This window comes from Paraplanobispora siamensis (assembly GCF_016863175.1).
Classification (GTDB): domain Bacteria; phylum Actinomycetota; class Actinomycetes; order Streptosporangiales; family Streptosporangiaceae; genus Planobispora; species Planobispora siamensis.
Map to the genome: position 1 here is coordinate 18,764 of NZ_BOOJ01000077.1, position 13,364 is coordinate 32,127.

Consider the following 13,364-nt stretch of genomic DNA (forward strand, 5'->3'; position numbering starts at 1 on the left):
TTCCTTCGCTTGCCGGATGCATCGACCGCCGGATGACGAAGCTGAGGGCTCAAGTGGCGTGAATCACTGCCGATTCATGGGACAGACCGACAGGCCCACCGAGCACTCCGCGTGCACCCAGCACCCAAGGACGTCCCATGCGCATCACTCCCTGGCTCGCCGCCCTCGCCGCCGGCCTCCTGCTCACCGGCTGCTCCGGCGATCCCGCCCCGCAGGGCTCCGGCGCCACCGGCACCCCGGCGGCGCGGCAGTCCGCCGCCCGCGCCCACGTGCCCGAGGACATCCGGCGGGAGGGGATCCTCGTGATCGGGTCCGACCTGTCGTACGCGCCCATGGAGTTCATGAAGGACGGCGAGCAGACCGGTTTCGACGTCGACCTGGCCAACGCCATCGCCGCCAGGCTCGGGCTGAAGCTGGAGATGCGGCAGACCTCCTGGGGCGAGCTGCTGAACAAGGCGGAGTCCGGCGAGGTCGACGCCGCCATGTCCTCCATCACCGACACCGCCGAGCGGCAGAAGCGGGTCGACTTCGTCGACTACCTCAACGTCGGCTCCGTGGTGATCGCGCGCGGGAAGACGGACGGCGAGGGCGTCGAGGCCCTGTGCGGGCGGCGGGTGGCCGTCCCGGCCGACACCATCTACGTCGGCCTCGCCGAGGCGCAGAACGAGAACTGCCCCGCGGGCCGGAAGATGACCGTGGTCACGGTCGAGGCCCTGTCCGACTCCATGAAGGCGGTGCTCGCCGGCAAGGCCGAGCTCTACCTCGACGACTTCCCGCCGGGGGCGCTGGCCGTGCAGGAGAACCCCTCGCTGCGCCTGTCCGGGGAGCAGATCGAGGCGGCGCCGTACGGCATCGCGATCGGCAAGGGCAAGGGCACCCTGAAGAAGGCGGTGCAGCAGGCGCTGTACGAGCTGTTCGACGACGGCACCTACGACGGGCTGCTGAAGAAGTGGGAGATCACGGAAGGCTCGCTCAAGACCGGCGCGATCAACGGCGGCGCGTGAACCGGACATACTGCTCTGAGCAGTAAGAATGTCGTAATCGAGCAGCAACCTAACTTGGTTACCGTGCAGTCACATGCACAGTAAGAAGCTCGCCGTCGTCGGCGTGGTGACGGTGGCGGCCCTGGCCGTCCCCGCGACCGCCTCGGCGTCTCCCGATAAGTCCGTGACGGTCACCGTGATGGGCACCTCCGACCTGCACGGCAACACCCTGAACTGGGACTACTTCAAGAACGCCGAGTTCACCGACAGCAGGGGCAACGACGTCGGCCTGGCCAAGGTCTCGACGCTCGTCGACAAGATCCGCGCCGAGCGCGGCGCGGACCGCACGCTGCTGTTCGACTCCGGCGACACCATCCAGGGCACGCCGCTGGCGTACTACTACGCCAAGATCGAGCCGGTCAACGAGACCAAGCGGCTGCACCCGATGGCCCGCGCGATGAACGCCATCGGGTACGACGCCGTCACCCTGGGCAACCACGAGTTCAACTACGGCCTGCCGCTGCTGGCGACCTGGGTCAGGCAGATGAAGGCCCCCGTGCTCGGCGCCAACGCCGTGTTCGCCAAGACCGGCGTGCCCGCCTACCAGCCGTTCACCATCAAGACGATGAAGGTCAGGGGCGACAAGCCGATCAAGGTCGGCGTGCTCGGCCTGACCAACCCGGGCGTGGCGATCTGGGACAAGGCCAACGTCGAGGGCAAGCTCCGCTTCACCGACCTGGTGCAGAGCGCCAAGAAGTGGGTGCCGATCATCCGCGGCATGGGCGCCGACGTGGTCGTGGTCACCGCCCACGCGGGCGACAACGGGCTGTCCTCCTACGGCGGCGACCTGCCGGTCGAGAACGCCTCGGCCATGGTCGCCGAGCAGGTCCCGGGCGTGGACGCGGTGCTGTTCGGGCACGCGCACAACGAGGTGGCGCAGAAGTTCGTCACCAACAAGGTCACCGGCCAGCAGGTGCTGCTGACCGAGCCCGGCCGCTGGGGCCAGCGGCTGAGCGTGCTGGACTTCCAGCTCACCAAGAAGCGCGGCAAGTGGACCGTCACCGGCAAGTCCTCCACCCTGCTGAACAGCAACACGGTGGACGAGGACCCGAAGATCGTCGCGCTCATGAAGGAACAGCACGACACCACGGTCAAGTACGTCAACACGGTCGTCGCCCAGTCCAGGGAGGCCCTGGCGGCGGCGGAGTCTCCGTACAAGGACACCCCGATCCTGGACTACATCCAGAAGGTGCAGACCGAGACGGTCAAGAAGGCCGTGGCGGGTACGGCCGACGCCTCCCTGCCGGTGCTGTCGATCTCCGCGCCGTTCAGCCGCTCCGCCGTCTTCCCGGCCGGACCGGTCAGCGTGCGTGACATGGCGGGCCTGTACATCTACGACAACACCCTGATGGCGGTCAAGCTCACCGGCGCCCAGCTGAAGGACTATCTGGAGTACTCCGCCAGGTACTTCAACCAGCTCGCCGCCGACGCCCCGGTCGACCTGGCCGCGCTGACCAACGCCGGGGGCACCCCCGACTACAACTACGACCAGCTCTCCGGCGTCACCTACGACATCGACGTCGCCAAGCCCGCCGGCCAGCGGATCACCGGCCTGTCCCACCAGGGTCAGCCGGTCACCGCCGACCAGCAGTTCGTGGTCGCCATCAACAACTACCGCCAGTCCGGCGGCGGCGGCTTCCCGCACGTCACCACCGCCCCGGTGGTCTACAACGCCCAGGTGGAGATCCGCCAGGCGCTGATCGACTACGCCACCGCGACCGGTGTCATCGACGCGGCGACCTTCGCCGAGGCCAACTGGAAGCTCACCCGCGACGGCAAGCCTCTGTTCTAGGCTCGCCGCCCTTTTCCGGAAGACGACGAGGGGGTGACCGGGCGACCGGTCACCCCCTCCGCGTTCAGGCCAGGTCCTCGATCTCCTTCAGCAGCGCGGCGGTGGAGCCCGGCGCGGCCTCGGGGCCCCGTGCGGCAACGGCCGGACGCGGACGTCTGCGGTCGCGGAACAGCCAGCCGCCCAGCACGCCGGCGAGGAAACCGAACAGGTGGGCCTGCCAGCTGATGATCCCCGGCTGCGGCAACATCAAGCCGACGTACTGGTAGGCGAAGCACAGCGCCATGACCAGGCCCACCATGATGTCGATCAGGTGCCGGTCGAACGCTCCGCGCACCAGCACGTAGCCGAAGTAACCGAAGAGCACGCCGCTCGCCCCCGCGCCCTGCCGTACGGCCCCCGGCCTCCACGTGATCCCTCCCCGCTCACCCGCCCCGGCGCCCACGTCCTGAGCGCGAGAACAATATCCGGCCGCAAGGTCACGAATACAGGCTCAGGACACGGGAAACCGCGATAAAAGGCGACAAGAACAGAGAAAGCGCCCGGATACTCAGCCCAGGCGGGCGGTCAGGACCCCGGCGCGGGCGAGCTGGACCTCGCGGGCCTTGCGGGCCGCGTAGGTCAGCAGCGGCCGGGTCCAGGCGTGCACGACGAGGGTGTCCTCGACCTCGGTCCCGTCGTCCTTGCCCGTCAGGCGGAACCGGTAGTCCAGCCGGACCCCTCCGGGGCTGGCCACCTCGCCCTCCACGGTCTCGTCCGTGCTCCGCAGCGTCACCTTGATCAGATTGTCGTACTTGACGCCGAAGAACCTGAACCGCTCGACCGAGACGTAGCGGGTCTCGTTCTCCCCTCGTTCGACGTCGCGGACCGCGACGACCAGCGGCGAGAGCCCCACGTAGCTCTGCGGCTGGCTCAGGTGCGCCTGGAGCGCGGCCGGGGTGTTCCGTACATGGAAGGTATTTCGCAACGTAACCTTTGGCATGCCTTTGCCCCCATATGAAGATCTTTATGGGGAGACACTAACGGGTTCGGCCATGTACCACCGGGCATGTTCCTCACCTCGTCTGAGCGAACCGAGGCGGCGGGGCAGTTCCCTGCGGGAGAAGGAGTCGGCGGCGGCGTTGCGGATGTGGATGCCCACGGCGTACATGTCGCGGACCTCCATCAGCGTGGAGTATCCCGGCCACGACCGCAGATCCCGGCCGTAGGCGTCGGCGAAGGCGTCCACCTCGGCGGCCGTCAGGCCGAACCGGCGCTGCCCGTGGTAGGTGTGGACCAGGTCCCACTCGCGGGGGCCGACGGCCACGCCGTCCCAGTCGCACAGCACCACGTGGCCGTCGGCGCGGCGCAGCAGGTTGTCGATCCAGGCGTCGCCGTGCAGCAGCACCGGGGAGCCGTCCACCTCCAGCTCGGCCCAGCGGTCGGTCAGCTCGGCGATGCGCTCGCTCAGCCAGCCCCGCTGGAAGGGCGTGAGGATCGCCGAACGGTCCACCGCCCCGCGCACCTCGGCCAGCGGGTCGGCGAAGCGCTTGAGTGCCACCGGCGGCATCGGCAGCCGGTGCAGGCTGCGCAGGATCCCGCCCAGCTCGGTGGTGGTGGGCCGGCCGCTGGCCGGGACGTAGTGCCAGAAGGTGACGACCCGCCCGTCGTATGTCACCGGCTGCTCGGAGATCTCGTCGGCCGGGCGGACGGCGGGGAAGCCCTGCCCGGCCAGCCACCGGGCCACCGCCAGCACCACCGGCAGCCGGGCCGACGCGCTGGGGGAGGTGGCGATCCTGACCACGATCTCACTGCGCAGCTTGAAGACCGCGTTGCTGCGCACGCGCAGCAGCTCGGCGCCCCGGTGGTCGATCCCCAGCCCGTCGCACACCTCGCGCAGGACCGTGAACGCCTCCCGCGCGAGCGCGCCGCTCATGCGACGACCGGCAGGACGCCGGAGAGCAGGTCCGCCAGGCGGCGGACCGCCGCGGCCTTGCGCAGGCCCGGCGGCACCTCCGCCAGCAGCGCCCGGGCCCTGTCGACCACGATCGAGGTGCGGTGCTCGGCGGGCACCTGGAGCAGGGCCTTCTCCGCCAGCAGGCAGCCCTCCTCGCCCTTGCCGCCGCGTACCAGGTGGGCGGCCCGGTCGAGCAGGATGAGGATCGGGTCGATGGTGTAGGCGCCGGTGGGGGCGGGCGTCCAGTCGGCCTCCTCGCCCAGCTCGATCAGGGTGCCGACGCGGTAGAACTGCAGCCGCCGCTCGGAGAAGCGGAAGGCCAGGTGGTCGCGGCCCTCGGGGGGCATCCTGGCGAAGATCTGCTCGGCCTCGGCCAGGGCGATCCTGGCGGCCTTGTGCTCGCCCATCCTGGCCAGCGCCCGTGCCTCCGCGGCCGCCCCCAGCGCCGCCGGGGAGCTCGGCGCGTTCCCGGCCAGCATCCTGGCCTCGCGCGCCAGCCGTACGGTCTCGGCCAGGTCCCCGTAGTAGTAGGGCAGCATGGCCTGCTGCGCCCGGACCAGGGCGCGCAGCCGCAGGTCGCCCATGTCGTCGGCGGCGGTGCGCGCGGTGCCGTACCAGGCGTGCGCCTGACGGGTGTCGCCGAGCTTCATCAACGCGTCGGCCGACAGCAGCGCCAGCATCACGGTGGCGTTGAGCAGGCGGCGCTGGACCATGGCGGGCTGCCGGGCCGCGGTCATCGTCCGCACCTCCGACAGCTCAAGCATCAGCCGGTAGAGCATCGGCAGCGGCGCGCTGGTGATGTACTCGCGCCGGTAACGCAGCACCTGCTCGTCCAGCAGGTCGAGCTGCTCCTCGGTCACCCCCCCGGCGGCGAGCGTGCGGTCGAGGTCCTGGCGGACCCGCTCGACCTCGGCCATCAGCCGCCCGCTCATCGCGACGCGGGGCGCCAGCAGCGCGTGGTGGAACAGCGCGCGCCGCTCCACGTCGTCGTCCGGGTGCGGCTCGGCCCGGTACGGCGCCCGGTCCTCGCCTCCGGCGACCACCACGACCTGGGCGTCGTCGCCGTCCTCGCAGTAGTCGCCCGCCATGCCGAGCCGTACGGCGTTGGCCCGGTAGAGCCGCGCGAGCAGCTCGATGGTCTGGGGGCGGGGCCTGGCGCGGTGGTTCTCCCAGGCGTTGAGCAGGTCGATGCTGGCCCGGGCCTCACCGAGGCCCTCGCGCCCGCACAGCTCCTCCATCTCCTGCACCGCCTGCCTGGCCGACCAGCCCCGGGCCAGACGGTGCGCCTTGAGCAGGCTCACCCCGCAGCAGCCGTGGATGGCCTGGGCGGTCTGCCAGAAAGTCCACTGCCGGGACGCCGCCTGCTCGCGCCAGCGCCGGGCACAGGCGGGTGAGTGTTCGCCTCTGGCCACAGAGCCCCTCCTGCTCGGTGTTAACGCAAGGTTAACCACGGCGCGTCACGGAGCGAACGCGCTCGTGCTTGGCATTCCCTTTATCCGTGGTTTCCGCACGGAATACCAATGGGTTTCCTGGCGATTCCACGGTTTCCCAAGCCCTCGCGAAATGATGCCTGATTGCCCCTGCTTGATAGCGGATATCACGCTTTAAGAGACACCCTCAGCGCCCGTCAGGAGTGATCGGGATGACTGCTGATCCCGGCGACGCAGTCGGCCACCTACGGCGTCTCGCAGCCCAGCTGGAGGCGCATTCCTTCCTCGTCGACCTCAAGGCCCCGGAGGACCCCCTCCCCCGCCTCCACGTCGTCAACCCGATGGTCCCGGCCATGACGGAGGACGTCCTGGCCGCCCACGAGGAGGACGGCGAATGGTGGTTCTGGCTCTCCTGGGCCGGACGCCTGGGACACGCCGACGACATCGCGACCGTGGCGGAGCGGGTGGCGAGCGTGCTGCACGTGATCCGCCGATAGGTGTTTCTTGTACGCCACATGGGTAACACAGGTGATCATGAGGAGAAAGGAGCGGCATCGTGAAGCGAGTCCAGATCGTGCAACGCCCGCGTCCGCCACGTAAGCCGGTGTCGCTCGACCTGCGCACCCCCTCGGGCCGGGTGCTCCCCTTCTAGCCCCTTCCATCCCCCGACCCGCGCGGGCCCGCCGACCACCGGTGTGGCACCATGCCGATCATGCGTTACATCGTGGTGGGGGCCGGAGCCGTCGGCGGGACCATCGGCGGAAGACTGTTCCAGGCCGGCCACGAGGTCCTGCTGGTCGCCCGGGGCGCGCACCACGACGCGCTCAAGAACGACGGCCTGCGCCTCATCACCCCCGGCTCCGCCCAGACCCTCGACATCCCCGTGACCCGCGGGCCGGTACGGCTGCGCGACGACGACGTGCTGGTCCTGGCCGTCAAGTCCCAGGACACCGTGGCCGCCCTGGACCCCTGGCCCCGCGACGTGCCTGTGGTGTGCGCGCAGAACGGCGTGGCCAACGAGCGCATGGTGCTGCGCCGCTTCTCCCGGGTCTACGGCATGTGCGTGTGGCTGCCGGCCACGCATCTGGAGCCCGGCGTCGTGGCGGCCTACGGGGCGCCGAAGTCGGGTCTGCTCCAGCTCGGCCGATATCCGGGCGGCGTGGACGCGCTGGCCGAGAAGATCGCGGCCGACCTGTCGGAGAGCTCGTTCGTCGGCCTGGCCGTACCGGATGTGATGCGCTGGAAGTACGCCAAGCTGCTGGGGAACCTGGGCAACGCCTACGAGGCGCTCTGCGGCCGGATCACCGGCGGCGAGGAGACCATGAAGCGGGTGCGCGCCGAGGGCCGCGCCGTGCTCGACGCGGCCGGCATCGACTACGCCTCCCCCGAGGAGGAGCGCGCCCGGCGCGGCGACGAGGTCGGCCTCCACCCGATCGAGGGCACCGAGCGGGGCGGCGGCTCCTCCTGGCAGAGCCTGGCCAGGTCCAGCGGCTCCATCGAGACCGACTATCTCAACGGCGAGATCGTGCTCCTCGGCCGCGAACTCGGCCTCCCCACCCCCGCCAACGAGGTCCTGCGCCGCGAGGCCGACCGCGCCGCCCGCGAACACCTCCCCCCGGGCTCCATGTCCCCGGAGTCCCTCGCCGCCCTCATCGACGCCGAGGCCGCCCGTCAGACCCCCTCCTGACCCGGGGCCGGAGGATCAGGAGAACGGCGTCTCCGGGCGGTCCTGCAGGACGCCGTCGACGTAGACGTCGGTCTTCTCGTTGTAGAAGCAGATCAGTCCGGCGACGCGCTGGCTCTCCTCCAGCGGGGTCCGGTAGGACCAGGCCAGGTCCGCGTGCCCGTTGACGCTCCAGTACTCCGCCTGCCCCTTGTAGGGGCAGCGGGTCACGGTGGCGGTGGGGGTGAGCAGGTCGAGGCGGACGTCGGTCTTGGGCAGGTAGTAGCGCGGCGGCAGGCCGGTCTCGAACAGGATCCTGGGGCTGCGCGAGTCGGCGACGGTCACCCCGTCGACCTCGACCCTGACGTGCCGGGAGGAGGGCAGGATGTCCACCCGCGAGTACGGGTCACGGGGATGGACGTAGACCTCCTCGTCCTCCTCGAACCAGGCGTCCATCGCCTCCCACTCCAGGCGCACGTATCCGCGCAGCTCCTCGATCGGGGAGTCGGGGTAGGCCAGCGCGGCGTCGGCCACGCCTGCGACGTCGTAGAGGACCCCGTCACCGCGGCTGGGCGACCGCCTGGTCCCGCCGTTGGGCTTGAGCTCGGCGACGACGTCCTCACGTGGGATGTAGTAGGCCGGGTAGTAGGGGATCTCCCAGACGAGCAGCGGCCGGACGGTGTCGGCGACGGCCCGGCCACCGAGGAAGGCCCGCACCCTCTTGGCCGATGGTTCGATCCGGACGCGCCCACGCGTGATCGGTTCCATTTCCCCGCCAACCCCGCCCCGGCCCTCCCTATTCCCGTCCGGATCGGGCATCCGGACGGTCACCGGCGCCAAACCGCGCCCGGGACGAACGCCGAACCCCGTACCAGCTCGCCGTAGTCATGACGGTCGAACGCCCGGGCGTCGAGCCATTTGATCGACCCGGTGAAACAGACCCGGCCCGCGACAGGTCCGCGGTCCGCACCCACGAGATCGATCTCGGGGTTGTTCTGCCGGTTCCACCGTCCGCCCACGGCCTCGACATCCGGCCACTCGTCATCCGGAAGCAGTCCGGCGAGACAGTCCCGCACGACCGGTTCCACCGCGCGGCCCCGCCACGAGGTCCATGAACGCTCGATCCGCCGCAACGCCAGATCGGGGCGGCCTCGCTCGCTGTCGGCGACGGCGCGCTTGAGGAAGGCAGGCCAGAACCGGAGACAGTGGCCGGCCACCCGGTACCGCTTGTTCTTGGTGTCGGATCGGGCGGAGAGCGGAGAGTCCACCGCCACCGCCCGTTTGGCGACGGGATTCGCGAGGACCGGCGCCAGCGTGCCGGACGGCAACGGCGCCGCGCCTCCCACCCCGGCCGCGATCGCACCGAAGGTGCGCTCTCCGGCCCCGATGATCTCCAGCGCACTTCTGGCGTAGGTCGCCGACGGGAACTCACCGAGCAGTGACAGTTCCCCGGAAGCGAGCAGAGAGGACAAGGGGGCGGCCCGGCCGGAGAACGGGCGGCCGTGCTCCAGCGCCGGGTCCGGAGTCATCGGGTGTCGTACGGCGCGTCCGGATAACCCCTTGCAAAAGCAGGTGAACCGGCGGAGGCTTGGCAGGCCCGTCCGCCGGTGCGTCCGCGTCCGTCTCCGGACCGTGCCGCGCCCGCCTCCGGGCTCATACCGCGGCCCGTCTCAGGGCCCGTTCCGCGGCCCGCCTCCGGGCCCGCGCCGCCCGCCGAAAGGATCTCGATGCCCTCCTCGACGGCACACGTCGAAACCCCTCGCCCCGAGCGATACATCAAGCAGCTGATCTCGCACATGTCCCACCGGGCCACCGCGGAGCTGGCCGACGACGGCCGGGGGACGATCACGTTCGCCCAGGGGACGTGCGTGCTCATCCCCTCCCCCGGCAGGCTCAGCATGACCGCCACCGCCGGGGATCTCGCCTCCCTCACCGGCGTCCAGGACGTCGTCACCCGTCATCTGCTGGGCTTCGCCTCCCAGGAGGAGCTCAGCGTCGAATGGGCCGTCTCCTCCACCCAGGGCGACGTCCGCCTGGTCGATCCCGTCGTCGGCGACTATCTGCTCGCCCACTGCACGCCGGCCGACGAGCTGCTGCGCGAGCTCGCCGCCGAGACCCGCGCGGCCACCGGCGGCTCGGCCGGGATGCAGGTCTCCCACGACGAGGGCGTCCTGCTGACCATGCTGGCCCGGATGACCGGCGCCCGCCGGGCCGTCGAGATCGGCGTGTTCACCGGTTACTCGTCCATCTGCATCGCCCGCGCCCTGCCCGCGGACGGCCGGCTCATCGCCTGCGACATCAGCACCGAGTGGACCTCCATCGCCCGGCGCTACTGGGAGCGCGCGGGCGTGGCCGACCGCATCGACCTGCGGATCGCCCCGGCGATCGAGACGCTGCGGGCGCTGCCCGCCGAAGCGGACATCGACTTCGCCTTCATCGACGCCGACAAGACGAGCTATCCGGCCTACTACGAGGAGCTGGTCCCGCGGATGCGGCCCGGCGGCCTGATCGTGCTGGACAACGTGTTCCTCGGCGGCCGCGTGTTCGATCCCGCCTTCCAGGACGAGAGTTCGGCGGCCATGCGCCGCGTGAACGAGATCATCGTCAACGACGAGCGGGTCGACTCCGTCATGCTGCCCGTGCGCGACGGCGTCACGCTCGCCCGCAGACGCTGACCTCCGGGGGTGGGGAGGTCCGGGCCCGGAATCCTCCCCATCCGGGCAGCGGAGGCTTTTCTATTCTGGTCACATGGCAGATGAACAGGCCACCGGACACGAGACGTACGAAGGTGTTCTCGCCGGCCTGATGCGGCGGGAACTCGATCTGCTGCCCCTCCCGGGAGTGATGCTCGACTCCGTGCACGTGGAGGGGACGGGACCGCTGGCGGAGGTGATCTTCCTCTTCCGCCACGACCGTCTTCCCGTGAAGTCCGCGGGCTACCGCTTCCCGGCCCGGGACGACTCGGTGTCCTCGCAGGACGCCGAGTCGTGGGCGCCCGTCGTGCGAGCGAACCTCGACGAGGCGGTGACCGAGGCGATCATCGCTTTCGAGCGCGGGCATGCTTTCGATCCGTCACCCGACGGCGTGTTCTGGCTGCACACGTTTCAGGAGTGAGTCACGCCCATCCCGGGGGCTGAACGCGAGCATTCTGGGAACATGCGGCGGATGGCGAAGACACCGATGGCGGTCGCGGCCGCCGGAATCTGTCTGGTGGCGGCGTGCGGTGCGGACCCGGTCCCGTCCGACCCGCCGGGCCGTACCCCGCCGTCGAGCGTCGCCCCCGGTGTGACGGCGCCGCCGAGCGCGACCCCGAGCCCGGGGGGTGTCTCCTCCGGCGTGACGCCGGCCCGGCGCCCCGCGGAGGAGATCGCGGCGGCGCCGGAGTGGAGGACCGTGCCCGGCCCTCCGCTGAGGCCGAGCCACGCGCTGGTGGACGTGGCGGCGTCCGGCCCCTCGGACGTGTGGGCGGTCGGTTACCAGTACGGCGCGGAGGACCGGGAGGGGACGCCCGCCGTCGTGCGGTGGGACGGGTCCCGGTGGCGGGAGATCAAGGTGGGCGCGGACGAGGTCTACCGCATGGAGGGCGTCAGCGTGCGCGGGCCGGACGACGTGTGGGTCGTCGGCAACGGGGAGAGCGTGTTCGCCGCCCACTGGGACGGGCGGCGCTGGACCCCGCACCGGCCCTTCGGCGTGGCGCAGGACCACAGGCTCACCGACGTGGCGGCCTCCGACGGGCGGGCCTGGTTCGGCGCGAACAGCCCGGGCGGAGCCTGGATCGTGGAGTGGACCGGCGACCGCTTCCGCAACGTGACCCGGAGCCCCGCGACCATCGAGGCGATCACCGCCGGGGGCGGGCACGTCTGGGCGGTCGGCCACGCCGGGGCGGAGGGACCGATGGTCTGGCACGGCACCGGGCGGAGCTGGGAGTCGCAGAGACTCCAGGAGATCCCCGGCGGAAGGCTGTACCAGGTCTGGCAGGTCTCCCCGTCCGAGGTCTGGGCGGTGGGCGAGGTCGTCACCGGCTCCGACGACATCTACGGCCGCCATCCGGCCGAGCCGCTGGTGGTGCGCTGGGACGGCTCGAAGTGGACACGCGTGCAGATCCCCGTCCCCCGCGGCTCCCTGTACGGCGTGACGGCCTCGGGCGGTGAGGTCTGGATCGGCGGCGTGGACGCCGACCACCCGGGCCGGCCGCTCATGCTCCGCGTCGACGGCGCGCAGCCGACCGCCCGGTACGGCCCGCTGCTGCGGACCCCCGAGCCGGAGCAGCAGTACGAGGTCTCCGACGACGTCAGCCGCACCGTCATCACCGCGGTCCCGGACTCCCGGACGGTGTGGGCGGTGGGCGCGGTGGGCTGGGGTGACACCGAGACGAGCTTCGCGCTGCGTCGCTGAGCCCCCGTTTCGAGACGGGAGGTCTCAAAAAGCGGACGAAACTGTCGGCCGGATGGCGTAGTCTCTCCCAAACTCCAACAAAAGGGAGTAGGACATGAAAAGGGTTCAAATTCTCCAGAAGCCCCGGCCGCCGCGACAGCCCGCCCCGCTTGACCTGCGCACACCGTCGGGACGTCCGCTGCCTTTCTAGCCGTGTCACCGCCCGTGGTGCGTCCGCCGCCGTGACGCACCCGCCGGTCATGATGCCACCGATACCTTCATTGCAGTGACAGACAGTAACGAAACAGGAATTTCGCCCACCGTGCACCAGTGAGGACGATCTCTCCCAACAGGCGGGCTTTCGCCCTCGTGGCCTGCGGCAGAGCGAACGATGCCCATCTGTAAGCGCCGTGAAAGCGAACCGCAAGGCGGCAGCCCTAACGTACTGATCGTCACAGTTTGCAATGAAAGGCAGACAATGTTTTCCGTCCTCTCCCCCCGTCGTATCGCCGCAGTCGCCGCGGGGGCCGCACTCCTCTCTCTGACCGCCGCGTGTGGCGCCGGCAGCAACACCGCCCTCTGCAACGAGGCGCAGAAGCTCTTCACGGACTACTCCAGCAACGCCGCGACCATCTCGGGCGACCTCAACAAGTTCAACGAGGCGAACCAGAAGTTCTCCGCCGACCTGAAGGCTCTGGCCGCCAAGGCCGACGGCGAGCTCGCCTCGGCGCTCAACGACTTCTCCGCCACCTGGGGCTCCCTGAAGATCGACCCCAGCAACCCGGCCGGGGCCGCCACCGCCGTCCAGGACCTGGGCACGAAGGCTCAGCAGGCCACCACCAAGCTCGCCAGCGCCTGCTCCTGACCCCGTGGACGTGTGCCTTCCGGTGGGGCGGCAGGCACACCGGCCACGGATCCGTGCCTTCCGGTGGGGCGGAGGGCACGGGCCTGACGCGGCGGTCGCACCGCCTGCCGGGGGGGCTGTGCGGCGCGACGGCCGCGTCCGGTACCCCTGCCGTACGGCATCCGCCGGCCGTACGGCGCAGCACCCTTCAGCCGGCACACCGTACGACCGGGCATCCGCCGATCCGCCCGCCGCACGGTGAGCCGGCCCTCAGCCAGCCGCCGC

14 protein-coding genes are annotated in these 13,364 nt (G+C 70.6%); 8 read left to right on the forward strand and 6 right to left on the reverse strand.

The window, feature by feature from the left end; all coding sequences use genetic code 11:
- Positions 1-137 precede the first annotated feature (137 nt).
- Together Psi01_RS38510 and Psi01_RS38515 are read left to right on the forward strand one after the other, a co-directional pair.
- Entirely contained in the window at positions 138-1,004 is an 867-nt protein-coding gene (locus Psi01_RS38510) for an ABC transporter substrate-binding protein (RefSeq protein ID WP_204069126.1), read from the forward strand.
- Positions 1,005-1,077: 73 nt separating this feature from the next.
- Complete coding sequence (locus tag Psi01_RS38515; RefSeq protein ID WP_204069127.1) at positions 1,078-2,835, forward strand: bifunctional metallophosphatase/5'-nucleotidase; 1,758 nt, start codon at positions 1,078-1,080, stop codon at positions 2,833-2,835.
- Positions 2,836-2,899: 64 nt separating this feature from the next.
- Here the strand turns inward: Psi01_RS38515 and Psi01_RS38520 are convergent, their stop codons facing one another.
- The 4 genes from Psi01_RS38520 to Psi01_RS38535 all read right to left on the reverse strand — a co-directional run bounded on the left by Psi01_RS38520 (position 2,900) and on the right by Psi01_RS38535 (position 6,180).
- A complete protein-coding gene (locus tag Psi01_RS38520) occupies positions 2,900-3,277 on the reverse strand; it encodes a rhomboid family intramembrane serine protease (RefSeq protein WP_204069128.1) in 378 nt (125 codons plus the stop codon).
- A gap of 105 nt (positions 3,278-3,382) precedes the next feature.
- The gene (locus tag Psi01_RS38525) at positions 3,383-3,799 is read right to left on the reverse strand and encodes an SRPBCC family protein (protein ID WP_239128350.1); all 417 of its coding nucleotides are present in this window, start codon (positions 3,797-3,799) and stop codon (positions 3,383-3,385) included.
- Positions 3,800-3,838: 39 nt separating this feature from the next.
- Positions 3,839-4,747: a phosphotransferase enzyme family protein gene (locus Psi01_RS38530; RefSeq protein WP_204069130.1), complete on the reverse strand. Its 909-nt coding sequence runs from the start codon at positions 4,745-4,747 to the stop codon at positions 3,839-3,841.
- Positions 4,744-6,180 (reverse strand): NsdA family TPR-like regulatory protein, encoded by a 1,437-nt coding sequence (locus Psi01_RS38535; protein ID WP_204069131.1) that lies wholly within the window; start codon positions 6,178-6,180, stop codon positions 4,744-4,746. The genes Psi01_RS38530 and Psi01_RS38535 overlap by 4 nt, the downstream gene beginning before the upstream one ends.
- A 230-nt stretch (positions 6,181-6,410) precedes the next feature.
- Between Psi01_RS38535 and Psi01_RS38540 the strand changes: the two genes are divergently transcribed.
- Both Psi01_RS38540 and Psi01_RS38545 read left to right on the forward strand, forming a co-directional pair.
- On the forward strand, positions 6,411-6,695 hold the full coding sequence (locus Psi01_RS38540) for a hypothetical protein (RefSeq protein ID WP_204069132.1): 285 nt from the start codon (positions 6,411-6,413) through the stop codon (positions 6,693-6,695).
- Positions 6,696-6,910: 215 nt separating this feature from the next.
- The gene (locus Psi01_RS38545) at positions 6,911-7,885 is read left to right on the forward strand and encodes a ketopantoate reductase family protein (RefSeq protein ID WP_204069133.1); all 975 of its coding nucleotides are present in this window, start codon (positions 6,911-6,913) and stop codon (positions 7,883-7,885) included.
- Positions 7,886-7,900: 15 nt separating this feature from the next.
- On the opposite strand, the gene Psi01_RS38550 is transcribed toward Psi01_RS38545, so the two are convergent.
- Positions 7,901-8,629 carry a DUF427 domain-containing protein gene (locus Psi01_RS38550; RefSeq protein ID WP_204069134.1) on the reverse strand — a complete coding sequence of 243 codons (729 nt, stop codon included), beginning with the start codon at positions 8,627-8,629 and terminating at the stop codon, positions 7,901-7,903.
- Positions 8,630-8,688: 59 nt separating this feature from the next.
- Complete coding sequence (locus Psi01_RS38555; RefSeq protein WP_204069135.1) at positions 8,689-9,390, reverse strand: DUF234 domain-containing protein; 702 nt, start codon at positions 9,388-9,390, stop codon at positions 8,689-8,691.
- Between the two features lie 198 nt (positions 9,391-9,588).
- Between Psi01_RS38555 and Psi01_RS38560 the strand changes: the two genes are divergently transcribed.
- The 4 genes from Psi01_RS38560 (at position 9,589) to Psi01_RS38575 (ending at position 13,100) form a co-directional block, all read left to right on the forward strand.
- Positions 9,589-10,536, forward strand: a complete 948-nt coding sequence (locus Psi01_RS38560) for a DUF2218 domain-containing protein (RefSeq protein WP_307819308.1) — start codon at positions 9,589-9,591, stop codon at positions 10,534-10,536.
- Positions 10,537-10,609: 73 nt separating this feature from the next.
- Positions 10,610-10,975, forward strand: a complete 366-nt coding sequence (locus Psi01_RS38565; RefSeq protein WP_204069136.1) for a hypothetical protein — start codon at positions 10,610-10,612, stop codon at positions 10,973-10,975.
- Positions 10,976-11,026: 51 nt separating this feature from the next.
- The gene (locus Psi01_RS38570; RefSeq protein ID WP_204069137.1) at positions 11,027-12,256 is read left to right on the forward strand and encodes a hypothetical protein; all 1,230 of its coding nucleotides are present in this window, start codon (positions 11,027-11,029) and stop codon (positions 12,254-12,256) included.
- Positions 12,257-12,713: 457 nt separating this feature from the next.
- The gene (locus Psi01_RS38575; protein ID WP_204069138.1) at positions 12,714-13,100 is read left to right on the forward strand and encodes a DUF8711 family protein; all 387 of its coding nucleotides are present in this window, start codon (positions 12,714-12,716) and stop codon (positions 13,098-13,100) included.
- The last annotated feature ends 264 nt before the right edge of the window (positions 13,101-13,364 follow it).